General features: G+C 44.2%; 12 protein-coding genes. All 12 read left to right on the top strand.

All coding sequences use genetic code 11. The features are described 5' to 3' along the window. The first annotated feature begins 6 nt into the window (after positions 1-6). Positions 7-936 (top strand): prolyl aminopeptidase, encoded by a 930-nt coding sequence (gene pip / locus HMPREF2872_RS10045; protein WP_070633354.1) that lies wholly within the window; start codon positions 7-9, stop codon positions 934-936. 121 nt (positions 937-1,057) lie between these two features. Then, a complete protein-coding gene (locus tag HMPREF2872_RS10040) occupies positions 1,058-3,346 on the top strand; it encodes a CRISPR-associated helicase/endonuclease Cas3 (protein WP_070633352.1) in 2,289 nt (762 codons plus the stop codon). 91 nt (positions 3,347-3,437) lie between these two features. Further along, positions 3,438-4,430: a DNA-methyltransferase gene (locus HMPREF2872_RS10035; RefSeq protein WP_070633350.1), complete on the top strand. Its 993-nt coding sequence runs from the start codon at positions 3,438-3,440 to the stop codon at positions 4,428-4,430. Positions 4,431-4,433: 3 nt separating this feature from the next. After that, positions 4,434-6,524, top strand: a complete 2,091-nt coding sequence (locus HMPREF2872_RS10030; protein ID WP_141752884.1) for an ATP-binding protein — start codon at positions 4,434-4,436, stop codon at positions 6,522-6,524. Positions 6,525-6,536: 12 nt separating this feature from the next. After that, the gene (locus tag HMPREF2872_RS10025; RefSeq protein ID WP_070633348.1) at positions 6,537-7,874 is read left to right on the top strand and encodes a DNA double-strand break repair nuclease NurA; all 1,338 of its coding nucleotides are present in this window, start codon (positions 6,537-6,539) and stop codon (positions 7,872-7,874) included. A gap of 123 nt (positions 7,875-7,997) precedes the next feature. Then, on the top strand, positions 7,998-8,675 hold the full coding sequence (gene cas5c, locus HMPREF2872_RS10020) for a type I-C CRISPR-associated protein Cas5c (protein ID WP_070633346.1): 678 nt from the start codon (positions 7,998-8,000) through the stop codon (positions 8,673-8,675). Continuing rightward, positions 8,672-10,456, top strand: a complete 1,785-nt coding sequence (cas8c, locus tag HMPREF2872_RS10015) for a type I-C CRISPR-associated protein Cas8c/Csd1 (protein WP_070633344.1) — start codon at positions 8,672-8,674, stop codon at positions 10,454-10,456. The genes cas5c and cas8c overlap by 4 nt, the downstream gene beginning before the upstream one ends. An 11-nt stretch (positions 10,457-10,467) precedes the next feature. Continuing rightward, positions 10,468-11,334, top strand: a complete 867-nt coding sequence (gene cas7c, locus HMPREF2872_RS10010) for a type I-C CRISPR-associated protein Cas7/Csd2 (RefSeq protein ID WP_070633342.1) — start codon at positions 10,468-10,470, stop codon at positions 11,332-11,334. 14 nt (positions 11,335-11,348) lie between these two features. Further along, positions 11,349-11,999 (top strand): CRISPR-associated protein Cas4, encoded by a 651-nt coding sequence (gene cas4, locus HMPREF2872_RS10005; protein ID WP_070633340.1) that lies wholly within the window; start codon positions 11,349-11,351, stop codon positions 11,997-11,999. A gap of 85 nt (positions 12,000-12,084) precedes the next feature. Further along, positions 12,085-12,960 (top strand): toll/interleukin-1 receptor domain-containing protein, encoded by an 876-nt coding sequence (locus tag HMPREF2872_RS10000; RefSeq protein WP_070633338.1) that lies wholly within the window; start codon positions 12,085-12,087, stop codon positions 12,958-12,960. Positions 12,961-13,355: 395 nt separating this feature from the next. After that, positions 13,356-14,369: a type I-C CRISPR-associated endonuclease Cas1c gene (cas1c, locus tag HMPREF2872_RS09995; RefSeq protein ID WP_070633336.1), complete on the top strand. Its 1,014-nt coding sequence runs from the start codon at positions 13,356-13,358 to the stop codon at positions 14,367-14,369. 74 nt (positions 14,370-14,443) lie between these two features. Next, on the top strand, positions 14,444-14,737 hold the full coding sequence (gene cas2 / locus HMPREF2872_RS09990) for a CRISPR-associated endonuclease Cas2 (RefSeq protein WP_070633335.1): 294 nt from the start codon (positions 14,444-14,446) through the stop codon (positions 14,735-14,737). Positions 14,738-15,022 lie beyond the last annotated feature (285 nt).

The following is a 15,022-nucleotide window of genomic DNA, read 5'->3' as shown; positions in this document are numbered from 1 at the left end:
AAGCTCATGTATCCGATTCAAGAACCACGCAATAGCGGCCTTTTGCGCGTATCCGACATTCACGAAATCTACTGGGAAGAATCAGGCAATCCTGATGGCCACCCCGTGATTTTCCTGCATGGCGGCCCCGGAGCAGGCGCATCACCTGCCTGTCGCGGCTTTTTCAATCCAGAGCATTTCCGCATCGTCATAATCGACCAACGCGGTTGTGGACGTTCCAAACCCTATGCCTGTATCGAAGACAACACCACATGGGATTTGGTTGCCGATATTGAAAAAGTACGCGAAATGCTCGGTATCCAAAAATGGCTGGTTTTCGGAGGCTCATGGGGCAGCACCTTGTCGCTGACTTATGCCGAAACCCATCCCGATCGCGTCAGCGGCTTAGTTTTGCGCGGTATTTTCCTGTGCAGGCCGTCTGAAATGGCATGGTTGAACGAAGCAGGCGGCGTCAGCCAAATTTATCCGGCGCAATGGCAAAAATTCATTGCCCCCGTGGCCGAAAACAAACGCCAAGCCCTAATTAAAGCCTATCATGAAATGCTGTTCAGCGAAGATGAAGCCACACGCCTCAAAGCGGCCAAATCATGGGCAGATTGGGAAAGCTACCTTATTCAGTTTGAACCTAAAGACGTGGATGAAGACCCACAAGCCTCCCTTGCCATCGCAAGAATGGAAAATCATTACTTCGTGAACGAAGGCTGGTTACAGGGCGATAAAGCCATTTTGGCAAACATCGATAAAATCCGCCATATCCCAACCATCATCGTTCAAGGCCGCTACGACCTATGCACTCCGATGCAAAGCGCGTGGGAACTCTCGCAAGCCTTCCCTGAAGCGGAATTAAGAATCGTCCAAGCAGGCCACTCTTCTTTTGATCCCTTGCTTTCCGAAGCATTAGTGAAAGCGGTGGAGGATATTAGAAGCAAGTTATAAAGATTAATCAATGACAATGCCGTCTGAAAAAGTTTCAGACGGCATTTTTTCTATTTACATATTAAATTTAATATCATATTATCATTGCATGATATCAGTTTGAATTTTTTAGAATTTCAATATGAAATCTCTAATTTACTACGCCCATTCCGCGCAAGACAAACTCGGCAATCTCTTACCTTACGAACATTGGCAAACCTTGCAAAGCCATTCGGTAAATGTTGGTGAAATGGCGGCGGAGTTTGCTCGGGTATTTGGTACGCAGGAGATTGCCTGCCAGACGGGGAAATTGCATGATTTGGGGAAATATTCAGAAGCCTTTAATCACCGATTGCATGGCGGCCCTCCAGTCGATCACGCTACCGCCGGAGCAAAAATTGCTGTCAAGCGTTGGGGGGATGTTATCGGCAAGCTGATGGCGTTTTGCATTGCGGGGCATCATGCGGGGCTTGCAAATGGCAATGGCGAAGGTGATAACCGCCGTACGTTAAAGCAGCGTTTAGCATTGCAATTCGGCGCAGATATTCCCGCCCTCGATAACCTGTGGCAACAAGAAATCAAACTCCCTCAAAACCTGTCAGCACCGCCACTCAAAGCCGACGCGCATCATCCTTTTTTCTCCTACGCCTTCTTCACCCGAATGCTTTATTCTTGCTTGGTGGATGCCGATTATCTTGATACTGAAGCCTTTTATTCAAGCCTAGAAAACAAAGCCAGCGAGCGCGGCGGTTATCCCGATCTAAACGCCCTACAACACAATTTCAATCAATTTATCAACGATTTCAGACGACGTATCGCCCAAGCTCCAGAGCAAACTGAAGCTGAAAAACGCAATGCCGCCTTAAACCGCTTGCGCAGTGAAATTCTCGATCATGCCGTAGAACAAGCGGCACAACCGCAAGGGCTGTTCACGCTTACCGTGCCGACCGGCGGCGGCAAAACTTTCACTTCCATGGCGTTCGCGCTGGAACACGCCAAACAGCACGATATGCGGCGCGTAATTTACGTCATCCCGTTCACCAGCATCATCGAACAAAATGCCGCCGAGTTTCGCAAAGCCTTTGGCGAATTGGGAGAACAAGCCGTGTTGGAACACCACAGCACCTTCGACGACGGCGAACTGCAAGACGACGCCACCAAAGATAAATTGCGCCTTGCTTCGGAAAATTGGGACGCGCCGATTGTCGTGACCACCGCCGTGCAATTCTTCGAATCCCTCTTTGCCGACCGCTCCTCCCGCTGCCGCAAGCTGCACAACATCGCAGGCTCCGTCATCATCCTAGACGAAGCGCAAATGCTGCCGCTCAATCTTTTGCTGCCCATCATGCAAGCCATCAAAGAATTGGCGCAAAACTATCATTGCTCTGTCGTCATGTGCACCGCCACCCAGCCAGCCGTGCAAGCCGAAAACGGCTTCTATCGCGGCTTTGAAAACGTGCGCGAAATCGCCCCAAAACCGACCGCACTTTTCGATAAACTGCGCCGCACCACCGTGCAACACATCGGCACACAAACCGACGCCGACTTGCTCGCCAAACTTGGCGAGCACCCGCAAATGCTTATCATCGTCAACAACCGCCGCCACGCCCGCAGCCTGTATGACCAAGTCAAATACCTTGACGGCACATTCCACCTGACCACCTTAATGTGCGCCAAACACCGCAGCCAAAAGCTTGATGAGATCCGAGGCCGTCTGAAAAACGGCGAACCCTGCCGCGTTATCGCCACCTCCTTAATCGAAGCAGGCGTGGATGTGGATTTTCCGCTGGTGATGCGCGCCGAAGCAGGTTTAGACAGCGTTGCCCAAGCCGCCGGACGCTGCAACCGCGAAGGCAAAAGGCCGCCTGAAAACAGCTTTGTATGGATATTCGCACCCGAAGAACAATGGAAAGCCCCGCCTGAACTTGCCACCCAAGCCGCCGTTATGCGCCTGACCGCTGACAGCTTTTCAGACGACCTCTTATCCACCCAAGCCGTCGCAGCTTACTTCGCCGAACTTTATCAATTAAAAGGCAGCGAACTAGACAATAAAAAAATCCTGAAAATGCACAACGATACAGGGCAAAGCCTCGATTTCCCATTCCAAACCATCGCCGACAAATTCTGCATGATCGAAAGCTACATGCAGCCGCTGATTATTCCGTTCGATGTTGATGCCGAAAACCTTATTAGCAGCCTGCACCACGCCGACCACATCGGCGGACTCTTACGCAAACTGCAACCCTACACCGTCCAAATCCCTGAAAAAGCCCTCGCCGCTTTGTATAAAGCAGGGCGTATCGAACCGATAAATGAGAAAAACTTCGGCAAACAGTTTTATACGCTGATTGGGCGGGATTTGTATGATGACGTGGCGGGACTTTCTTGGGAGGATATGGAGTTTTTGAAGAGAGAGAGTTTGGTATTTTAAATTAACATCTATAGAATTGATATGGTGTAAGGAAAAGGCTATCATACCTCCCAAGATTTTTTTAAATGTAATAAGTTAAATAAAAAAGGTTATGAAAAAAAATAAATTCCCCAGAAATACCTCCAAAGTTTTCGAAAGAAAAAGTGGAGCTTTATATTTAGGCGATTCTCTTGATCTTTTGCAGAGTAAATCATTTAGCAATCTAAATGGCAAAGTAAATCTAATCATTACTTCCCCTCCTTATCCTCTTAATCAAAAGAAGAGTTATGGTAATAAAACAGGAGAAGAATACTTAAATTGGATTAAAGAGTTGACTCCATTGCTAGCTGAAAAATTAGCTGATAATGGTTCATTAGTTGTTGAATTAGGTAATAGTTGGGAGCCTGGTAGACCCGTTCAAAGCTTGTTGGCTTTGAAGGCATTAATGTCTATTGCAGAATCTGCAGGGACAAATTTAAGACTTATACAAGAATTTGTTTGCTATAACCCTTCTCGATTACCTTCTCCTGCACAATGGGTCACAGTTAATCCTCTTCGTACTGTTGATAGCTACACACATGTATGGTGGTTTTCAAAAACAGACTATCCAAAAGCTGATAACAGAAAAGTACTAAGACCCTACAGTGAAGCTATGAAAAGTTTATTAAAAAGAGGGTCTTATAATGCAGGAAAGAGACCATCGGAACATAGTATTGGGGAGAAAAGTTTCCTAAATGATAGAGGTGGTGCAATTTCTCACAATTTATTTGAAATAGAAAGTATTGATGAAAATAGAAAACCTAGGTTACCTAATGCCTTTTCTTTCTCTAATTCAGTATCGAACGATTTTTTTCATAGAGAGTGCAAAAGACAGAACATAACAGTTCATCCAGCAAGAATGCCCATTGGCCTTGTAAAATTTTTTATTCAATATTTAACAGATGAAGGAGATTTGATTTTAGACCCGTTTGCTGGAAGCAATACCACAGGATTTGCAGCCGCACTATTAAACAGAAATTGGATTTCTATTGAGCTTCAAGAGAGTTATATAGAGCAGGCCAAAATTAGATTTGAAGACCCTATTTTGAGTTATAAAGAGGTATAAATAATGTTGAGTATTTCATCAAGTATTGCAAATATTAATTTATTTGAACGTAAATTTGAACGTGAAGGTGATCCTGAAACAAATTGGAGTTGGAATACAGGTATATTTGTAGGTAGACCTTTTAAGATTTCTTATACAAGTAGCTCAATTCTAATGGCTGATGCATGGAAGGAACGAGCAAACGGGGTTCCACAAGGATGTTTTCTTTTAGCATATTATGATTGTGATCCAGGAAAGGATAACCTTCAAGAGGCTTTGCTATTGAGAGTTATTGAACCAGCAGAACTTCCAACAGATAAAGATATAGTAAGTTCTATGGTTGATTATTATAAGGATCATATTCGAACTGGAAACACTAAACAAAGCCAGTTAGATGAATATTCCAGATATGAATTTGGATTTTCTGGATTACGTTGCTCTATCTTGGGATCATTTTATTTAGATTCTGAAAAGAATTTGAGATTTGGTGCTGATGTAGAAAATTTCTATGCTGCTCATAATTATTCAGTAATTAAACCATCAAATGAAATTTTAGGTTTAATTGCGAATTACAGAGAAAATAGCGTACCTGGAGGAAATGGTGATATTCGAATAGGTTCTATCCGTTATAGCTCAAGCCAAAGATTTAATAATGATATTGGAAATATTCCTGTTTATATACAAGCAAAAGATTTTGCAGGAAAACGCACGGCTTTATTTGGTATGACTCGTACTGGTAAATCTAATAGTATTAAAAAGATTATTCAGGCTAATGAACAGATGAGTGAATTAGCTCAATATCAGTTAGATAAACAGAATGAAAGTCCCGAAGAGATTTTAAAGCAATTTGTAGGTGATGCACCCAAGTATCCCATCGGGCAGATTATTTTTGATATTAATGGTGAATATGCTAATGCCAATCTTCAAGATGAGGGAACAGCTATATTTGATATATATCAAGATAAAACCGATCGTTATTCTATTGTAGAAAAAGAAGGTTTTGAAGTAATGAAGGTTAATTTTTATAAAGAAATTGAAGCTGGATTTGAATTGATTAAATCATACCCTTTAATTGCTGATGATAATTCAAGATTTATGATAGCATTTAAATCAGTAAATTTAGAGACTCCGCATGATTATGAGAAAAATTATTCTGCTAAATATAGATATGATAGAAAGATAGCAGTTTATAAATGCATCTTATCCTCTGCTGGATTCAAAGAGCCAGGTAATGAAAAAGTTAAATTTAAAATAGATAAAAATTTATTGAAAATAATTGGTATTGATGAGGTTACAACTGACTCTTTAGATAAAGGAATTAGTTTGGATCTAGCTACGAAATGGTGGTCTAAGCTTTGTGATTTGTATCACAATGACATAAAACCTAGATCTGAGAGGGAGGGCAACACTGTAACTCAAACAGTAAAGGAATTTCTTGATGATTATAAAAGAAAAAATGGAAATGAATATCTTGATGAAGATTTGAAATCTTTATTGGGAATTTTATCTAAGAAAAGTTTTGATGGCTATAAAAATAGTGGTTATAGCACATTAAGACCAATAATACCCCAACATACTAGCATATCTGACCAACCATTTGAAGATAAAATCTTAATAGCTCTTCGTCAAGGAAAAATTGTTATTGCTGATTTATCTAGTGGAGATGAAGAATTACAAAGAATGTATTCGGAAAGAATTACGCGTCGTATCTTCAGAGATTCTATGAATAGATTTACTAATGCTCAACCTAATAATTTCATTCAATTTTATTTTGAAGAGGCACATAACCTTTTTCCTAAAAAAGACGATAAGGATTTAAGTCAAATTTATAATCGGCTAGCAAAAGAAGGCGCTAAATTAAATTTAGGTTTGGTATATGCTACTCAGGAAGTTAGTTCTATCAGCAGTAATATTTTGAAAGCTACTCAAAACTGGTTTATTTCTCATCTTAATAATGAAGATGAAATCAAAGAATTGAGAAAATATTATGATTTTAGTGACTTTAGCGATAGTTTAATTCGGTTTAGCCAGAATACAGATAAAGGCTTTGTAAGAGTAAAAACGTACTCAAATTCGTTTGTTGTACCTGTTCAAATAGATAAATTTGGCAAATAGATTGGGATAATTATGAGCTACTCTAGCGTAGGAAAAAAACCTTTTGAAAAAGCAAGCAAATCATCTCATCATCATATTATAAACGATGAGGTTGTACAGTCAGCTTTGAGTAATTTTTATATACCTGATGTTTTGCCTGAGGTATCGATATCAAGTTTAACAGTTCCTCATAATTCTTGTGAACATTCCTTGAAGCATGTTGTTGCAATCGATGGAGGATATACTGAAATACCACTGAAAATAGGATATCCAAGTGCGTCATTACATTTTTTTCAATTTGGAGCTTTATATTTTAAAACAGAAGATTTAAAGAATATGAAGCAGCAGAAGCATATAGCCCCTGAAGATATGCAAAAATTAAGGAATATTGCTCGGATTAAATTGCCGCTATGCACTAAAGGTGTAAAAAGAAAAGATTGCTCCTCACTAACAAGTTCGGTAAGAAGAAGTCTATTTGAATTTCTTAAATCAGAAAATATGGGGGAAAACAGTAGTTTATTGGATACCTTAGCATGGTTTGTGTTTCATAGGTATAAACACCATAGGGGGGTAGAGGAAAAACATTGGAATTTAGCTTCTCACCCTTGTAATTCCGATACTAGAAATATTCTTTTAGAAGAAAATGAAATGCAAAATTATACCTTCTCATCAAATGATGGAGATATATACCTGAGTGATATTTTCAGATTACATGAAATTATAGATGATGATTTAGGTGCATCTGGTATTAGTGGGTACGTTACGGGATTAGTAGAGCATCTCATGCTTTTGCATATTATTAGGAGTTTATTGGATAAAAATCGTCAAACTCTTAATGAAACCATCTTTATTCTTGATCGACCAACTGGATGGTTTGGTGTAACAGCAGGAATGCACCGACTTATGCTGGATTTGAATAATTGGTTATTTGAAAATCACAATTTGTTTTTGATTGGATTGGAAAAGAGTGGTGCATTTGTTGAACACGCATCTCAAATTCAAAGTAAGATGGAAAATGGTTCTATTTTAATTCTAAACGACAAATATATTTATTCTTATATTTCACCTGGACATGAGGATGCTAATAGACCTTATGCCAGTACTTCATATTATGGACACAAAATTATTTTTAAAACTAAATTTGGTCAAATGTATGTAGCATCCTTACCGGTTAAAGATTTAAAAAAGAATCCTGATGGAAATGACATCCCTAATTTACATGAGATTTTAAGCGTCATTGAATCATTACATTGTGATATGTATGAAAATGCCTTACTTCCAATAGCTCTCACAAATAAATTAGTTAGCTTGTCTGCACATCCTAGCACTCAAATACTTACTAACTTTGCGAAAGCTACTATTACCAAATAATTTAATTATAAAATTTAAAGAAGACTAATATATCACATTATAAAATGTGTGGATTGAAACTAGAGTTGTTAATTTAACGTGACGATCAGCCGCCTTCGGGCGGCTGTGTGTTAAGGAGTTTGTATGGCAAACCAAATCCGCCTACACGTTTGGGGCAATTACGCCTGTTTTACCCGTCCGGAGATGAAGGTGGAGCGGGTTTCTTATGATGTCATCACGCCGTCGGCGGCACGCGGGGTTTTGGCGGCGGTGCATTGGAAACCGGCGATTCGCTGGGTGATTGACCGCATTTATGTGTTGAAGCCGATTCGATTTGAGTCGGTGCGGCGCAATGAGTTGGGCGGCAAGATTTCGGCAGGTAAGGTTAGCGGAGCGATGAAGCGCAAGAGCGTTGCCGATTTATATACGCTGATTGAAGACGACCGCCAGCAGCGCGCGGCGACGGTGCTTAAAGATGTGGCTTATGTGATTGAAGCCCATGCGGTGCTGACGGCAAAAGCGGGGGCGGATGAGACCGTTACCAAGCATATCGAGATGTTCAAACGCCGTGCGAAAAAGGGGCAATGCTTTCAGCAGCCTTGTTTGGGCGTGCGTGAATTCCCTGCCGATTTTACTTTGATTGATGAGGGTGATCCGCTACCGCCGTCGGCGTTATCGGAAAGCGAGGCAAACCGCGATTTAGGCTGGATGCTGCACGATATTGATTTTGACCACGGCAACACGCCGCATTTTTTCCGTGCACAAATGAAAGACGGCGTGATTGATGTGCCGCCGTTTTACGCCGAGGAGGTGAAAGCATGATTCTTGCGTCCCTTGCCCGCTATTACCGCCGTTTGGCAGCAGAAACCGATGAAATGGGCAACCCGAAAGTGCCGCCTTATGGCTTTAGCGAGGAGAAAATCGGCTGGATTTTGGTGTTGGATAAAGAAGGTCGTCTGAAAACCGTTGTGCCGAATCTGACTGCCGATAAAAAGCCGCAGCCGAAACTGATGAGCGTGCCTCAATCTTTCAAACGCCCTGGTACTACACCAAAGCCATTTTTTCTGTGGGATAAAACTTCTTATGCGCTTGGCGTGGAAGCAAATAAAAGCAAAGCCGAAGCAAAAGAAAACCCGTTTACGCCGTCTGAAAAAACTTTTGAAGCCTTCAAACAATATCATCTCGATTTACTGCAAAACAGTGAAGATGAAGGCCTCCAAGCCTTATGCCGTTTTCTGCAAAACTGGCAGCCTGCACATTTCGCCGCCGAAAATCTGCCTGCCGAAATGCTCGATGCCAACATCGCATTTTCTCTTGAAAAACCGACCGCACTTATCCATAAACGCGAAGCCGCGCAAAGCTTGTGGGCAGGCTGCCTGAAAAGCGACGAGGCGCTTGAGGGCTTGTGCTTGATTAGTGGTGATACAGCCCCGATTGCGCGGCTGCATCCGGCGATTAAAGGCGTGTTTGGCGGGCAAAGCTCCGGTGGTTCGATTATTTCGTTCAACAAAGAAGCCTTTGCCTCTTTTGGCAAAGAGCAAGGCGCAAATGCGCCCGTTTCCGAACAATCCGCGTTTGCCTACACCACCGCGCTGAACTATCTCTTGCGCCGCGAAAATAATCACTGTTTGACCATCGGCGATGCCAGTACGGTCTTTTGGGCGGAAGCGGACGATAGCGCAACGGCGCAGGCTGCCGAGGGCTTCTTCGCGCAAGTGTTCACGCCGCCGGATGACGAACAAGAAAGCGCCAAAGTTTTCAACGTATTGAAACAAATAAGTAACAAAGGCCGTCCGCTGCAAGAAATTACGCCCGAACTCTCTCCCAATACTCGTTTTTATATCTTAGGGCTTGCCCCCAATGCCGCGCGGATTTCTGTTCGGTTTTGGCTGGACACCACATTTGGGCAGTTGGCGGAAAATTTGGCATGGCACTGGCGGGATTTAAAAATTGAACCGCGCCCGTGGAAAACGCCGCCTTCTGTTTGGCGTTTGCTGTTGCAGACGGCGGTTTTAGGCAAAAGCGAAAACATTTCGCCCGTATTGGCAGGTGAAATGACCCGCGCCGTGATTTGCGGCACGCCATATCCTTTAAGTTTGCTGTCGCAACTGATTACCCGAATCCGCGCCGACGGCGATGTAAACAGTCTGCGCGTGGCAATGATGAAAGCCGTATTAGAGCGGCGTTTTAGAAAAGGTTTTATCGAAGAAGGAGTTCCTATGAGTTTGAACAATGAAAGCCCGAATCGCGCCTATCTTTTAGGGCGGCTGTTTGCCGTGTTGGAGCGCATTCAATATCAGGCGTTGGGCGAATTAAATGCCGGTATTGCCGACCGCTATTACGGCTCTGCCTCCGCCGTGCCGTTTTCGGTTTTTCCGCGTCTTTTGTCGGGCGCAAAACACCATTTGTCGCGCTTGCGTAAAGACAAAGCCGGTATGGCGGTGAATTTGGATAAAGATTTGGGCGAAATCATTGCCAAACTGCCCGAAACCTTTCCTCGCCATTTGAGCATTGACGAGCAAGGCCGCTTCGCCATCGGCTATTACCATCAAAAACAAAGCTATTTTGCTAAAAAAGAAACCGCTGAAACCATTGAAAACTAAGGAGCCAGAAAATGTCTGCTATTCAAAACCGCTATGAATTTGTTTACTTTTTTGATGTAACTAACGGCAACCCCAACGGCGATCCCGATGCAGGCAATATGCCGCGCCTTGATCCCGAATCCAGCAAAGGCTTGGTAACCGATGTCTGCCTGAAACGGAAAATCCGCAACTTCATCGAAATCAGCGCAGAAAACCAAGCAGGCTATGAAATCTACGTCAAAGAAAAAAGCGTGCTGAACCTGCAAAACAAACGCGCTTATGAAGCACTCGGTATTGAATCGGAAGCCAAAAAACTGCCCAAAGACGAAGCTAAAGCGCGTGCAATTACCGCTTGGATGTGCAATAACTTCTTTGATATTCGCAGCTTTGGTGCAGTTATGACGACCGAAGTCAACAGCGGGCAAGTGCGCGGCCCGGTACAACTGGCGTTTGCCCAATCCATCGACCCGATTGTGCCGCTGGAAGTTTCCATCACCCGCATGGCGGTAACCAACGAAAAAGACTTGGAAAAAGAACGCACCATGGGGCGCAAATACATCGTCCCTTACGCACTCTACCGCGTGCACGGCTTTATCTCCGCCAACCTTGCTGCCAAAACCGGTTTTTCAGACGACGATTTAGCCAAACTCTGGCAAGCCCTGACGCTGATGTTTGAACACGACCGCTCCGCCGCCCGTGGCGAAATGGCGGCACGCAAACTGATTGTTTTCAAACACGATAGCGCACTCGGCAGCCAGCCTGCACATAAATTGTTTGATGCCGTAAAAGTCGAACGCGTAAACGGCGAATCAGGTACGCCGGCAAGCGGTTTTGGCGATTACAAAATCAGTGTGGTTTCAGACGGCCTGAATGGCGTGAGTGTGGAAGAATTGCTGTAAAAACACTTAAAAAGATGACCGCACTTTCAACCGAAACCCAAGGGGAAAGTCAGGACATGCGCCTGATTCCCCTTTCCGCCTTGCAACACTACGCCTTCTGTCCGCGCCAATGCGCCTTGATTCACAACGAGCAGGCGTGGGCGGAGAACTATTTGACCGCGCAGGGCAAGGCGCTACACGAACGGGTGGATTCGGGCGAGCCGGAAACGCGCAAGGGCGTGCGTTTTGAGCGGACGGTGCATGTGTCGGCGGAGAAACTGGGTATCAGCGGCGTGCTGGATTTGGTGGAAGTGGAAACAAAAACAGGTCGTCTGAAACCCGTGGAATACAAACGCGGCAAGCCTAAACCCGAGCCGATGGACGAAATTCAGCTTTGCGCCCAAGGTTTGTGCTTGGAAGAAATGACAGGGCAAACCATCTCTGAGGGCGCGCTGTGGTATATGCAAACCCGCCACCGCGTCCCCGTCGTGTTTTCAGACGACCTGCGCGCCCAAACACACGCTACCATCGCCGCCGTGCGCGAACTCCTAAACAGCGGCCAAACACCTCCGCCCGACTACGGCAAACGCTGCAAAGCCTGCTCGCTGGTGGAGATTTGTCAGCCGGAGCTGTTGGGAAAACGGGATAGGAGTGTGGGATATGTGGCGGGGTTGTTTGGGGATTAGGGGATATCTTTCGATCTCTTATTTTTAACGAGTATTTGTTATAATATGCAAATTATTCAATTTTTTAATTCTAAGGGTAACTAGTATGGATTTTCAATCTATTTTAAATCGAGCACTTAAACATGCTCCTGCAGAAGAAAATGGAGATAAGGACTTAAAAGATATTGCGTTTTCAGCTTATAAGATTTATGTAGAAAGTTGTTTCTCAAACTTAGTAGGATATTGGCCTGTTATAGCTGGAACACATTATAAATTAGGAAGTTTCGATAAATATTATGTCGTAGTATTGATAGATCAGGGTCCGACATCTTTCATACAAACATTAGGCATTGGTAATATTAAATTAAATTTAAATGAAATGGATCGCACTAATCCACATATGATTCGGAAGGAATTATTTAGGTTGCTAAATCTTAAAAAACGAGATGCTATATTTTTGTTTGATGAAACTAATAATTTTAGTAATTGGCGTACTGATCTAGAAAGAGATTTGAAAGAAAATTTTTTACAACACAAAATGGTGATGAATATGGAACCCATGAAAATATTTTTAAGCCACAAAAGCATTAATAAGGATAAAGTCCGTAGCTTTAAAACTATACTTGAACTATTAGGATTTTCCCCGTGGTTAGATGAAGAAGCAATGAGTGCAGGAGCAAATTTAGAACGATCTTTACAAAGTGGAATGACTGATTCGTGTGCTGCTATATTCTTTATTACCCCAGACTATAAAGATGAGAAGTATTTAGCTAGTGAAATTGACTATGCAATTTCAAGAAAACGACAAGATGAAAAATTCTCAATTATTACATTGGTTTTTTCAGATGAAAATGGAGAAAAAGGTGTTGTACCTAATCTGTTACAACCATATGTTTGGAAAGAGCCTGCAAATGATCTACTTGCACTTGCTGAAATATTAAAAGCATTACCATTAGAGGTGGGAGATATACGATTTAAATAGAAAGTATTTTGTTGTGCTATGGGTTCTGTCTAACCAAATCTAGCAATGATTTCAGCAAGCCGTAGCCTGTATCTCCTCCAACCGCGTGCGTGGCTGCGCCCACACACCCTACTGTGAACGATGCAAGCTTTAAAACTAAAATGTAGGGTGTGTTCGGTACGCACGCACGCGGTTTTTGCTGTTCAAATAATTGTCTCAAACTTTCAGACGACCTTGTGTTTCAGTCTGTGTAGCTCGGATACTTACATCCGACAACCTTTTGATATTTATATGATTTAAAATTGTTGCGGTAATTTTAAAAATGTCGGATTTGAGAATCCGACCTACTGTTTTTCAGGTAGAGCAACCCTGTTAAATACCCAAAAAAGTGCGGTCAAAACCCAAGGAGTTTTCCCATGCGCAAACTGCAAAACACGCTCTACATCACCACCCAAGGCAGCTATCTGCATAAGGAGCGGGAGACGCTGGTGGTGGAGCAGGAGCGTAAGAAGGTGGCGCAGTTGCCGGTGCATTCCATCGGTCATATTTTCTGTTTTGGCAATGTGCTGGTGTCGCCGTTTCTGCTGGGGTTTTGCGGCGAAAATAATGTGAATTTGGCGTTTTTTACCGAAAACGGGCGTTATTTGGGACGGCTTCAGGGGCGGCAGAGCGGCAATGTGCTGTTGCGTCGGGCGCAGTATCGGGTGTCGGAGCAAAATCCCGTGCCGATTGCGCGCAATATCATTGCGGCGAAGATTCAGGCGAGTAAGCGGGTGCTTCAGCGGCAGATTCGCAATTATGGCGAGAATGCGGCGATTCAAAGTGCGGTCGATGCTTTGAATATTTCGCTGCGGCAGTTGAAGGGCGCGGCGGAGCTGGACGTGGTGCGCGGAATCGAAGGTGATGCGGCGGCGCGTTATTTCGGCGTGTTCGGGCAGCTTTTGAGCGAAAAAAGCGGCTTTACTTTTGACGGGCGCAACCGCCGTCCGCCCAGAGACGGAGTGAATGCGCTGTTGTCGTTTGTGTACAGCATTCTGGGCAAGGACATCAGCGGCGCGCTGCAAGGCGTGGGGCTGGATCCGCAGGTGGGCTTTCTGCACGCCGACCGACCGGGTCGCGACAGTTTGGCGCAGGATATTTTGGAAGAATTCCGCGCATGGTGGGCAGACAGATTGGTGTTGTCGCTGATTAACCGCGGGCAAATCAAACCGCAGGATTTTGTTACTGAGGCAAGTGGCGCGGTAAGCCTGAAAGCCGATGCGCGTAAGCTCTTGTTCCAAGCCTTGCAGGCGAAAAAGCAGGAGAAAATCGTTCATCCGTTTTTAGGCGAAGAAGTAGAAATTGGGTTGCTGCCGTATATTCAGGCGATGCTGTTGGCGCGGCACTTGCGCGGAGATTTGGTGGAATATCCGCCGTTTTTGATGAGATAGGTTTGCAGGCTGCCTGAAAATGGGTTGGATGCTTTCAGACGACCTCTAAAGCAGCCTGCACATGGGAATAAAAAATGCTGATGCTGATTACTTACGATATTTCGCTGGAAGACACGGAAGGACAGGCAAGGCTGCGGCGTGTGGCGAAATTGTGTTTGGACTACGGCGTGCGCGTGCAGTATTCAGTGTTCGAATGCGACATCGCGCCCGACCAGTGGGTTGTTTTAAAGGACAAACTCTTGAAAACCTACAACCCCGAAACCGACAGCCTGCGCTTTTACCATCTGGGTAGCAAGTGGCGACGCAAAGTGGAACACCACGGCGCGAAACCAGCGGTGGATGTGTTTAAGGATACGTTGATTGTGTGAATCGCTAACCTGCGGTTCTCATAAAAATACGGCGGGGTTGGCGAATTGGAATTGTTCTTTAACAATCAGGATATTGCGAATGTGGGTGTAACAGAAAAGGCTGTGTTATACTCGCGTTCGCACTTTTCTTAGGAGCTTAGCGAAATCGGGGCTGCGAAACCTGATGGAGTAAGGCTTTTGAGAGAGGCTCCAGCCGCCTTCGGGCGGCTGTGTGTTGAAACGGATTTGATGCAGGCAGACGGCCACGGCATGGCCCAGCCGCCTTCGGGCGGCTGTGTGTTGAAA

The sequence above is a fragment of the Neisseria sp. HMSC069H12 genome, assembly GCF_001812735.1.
In the GTDB taxonomy this organism is placed as follows: Bacteria; Pseudomonadota; Gammaproteobacteria; order Burkholderiales; family Neisseriaceae; genus Neisseria; species Neisseria subflava.
Note: the sequence above shows the minus strand (reverse complement) of the source record. Positions and strands in the feature narration are given on the sequence as shown.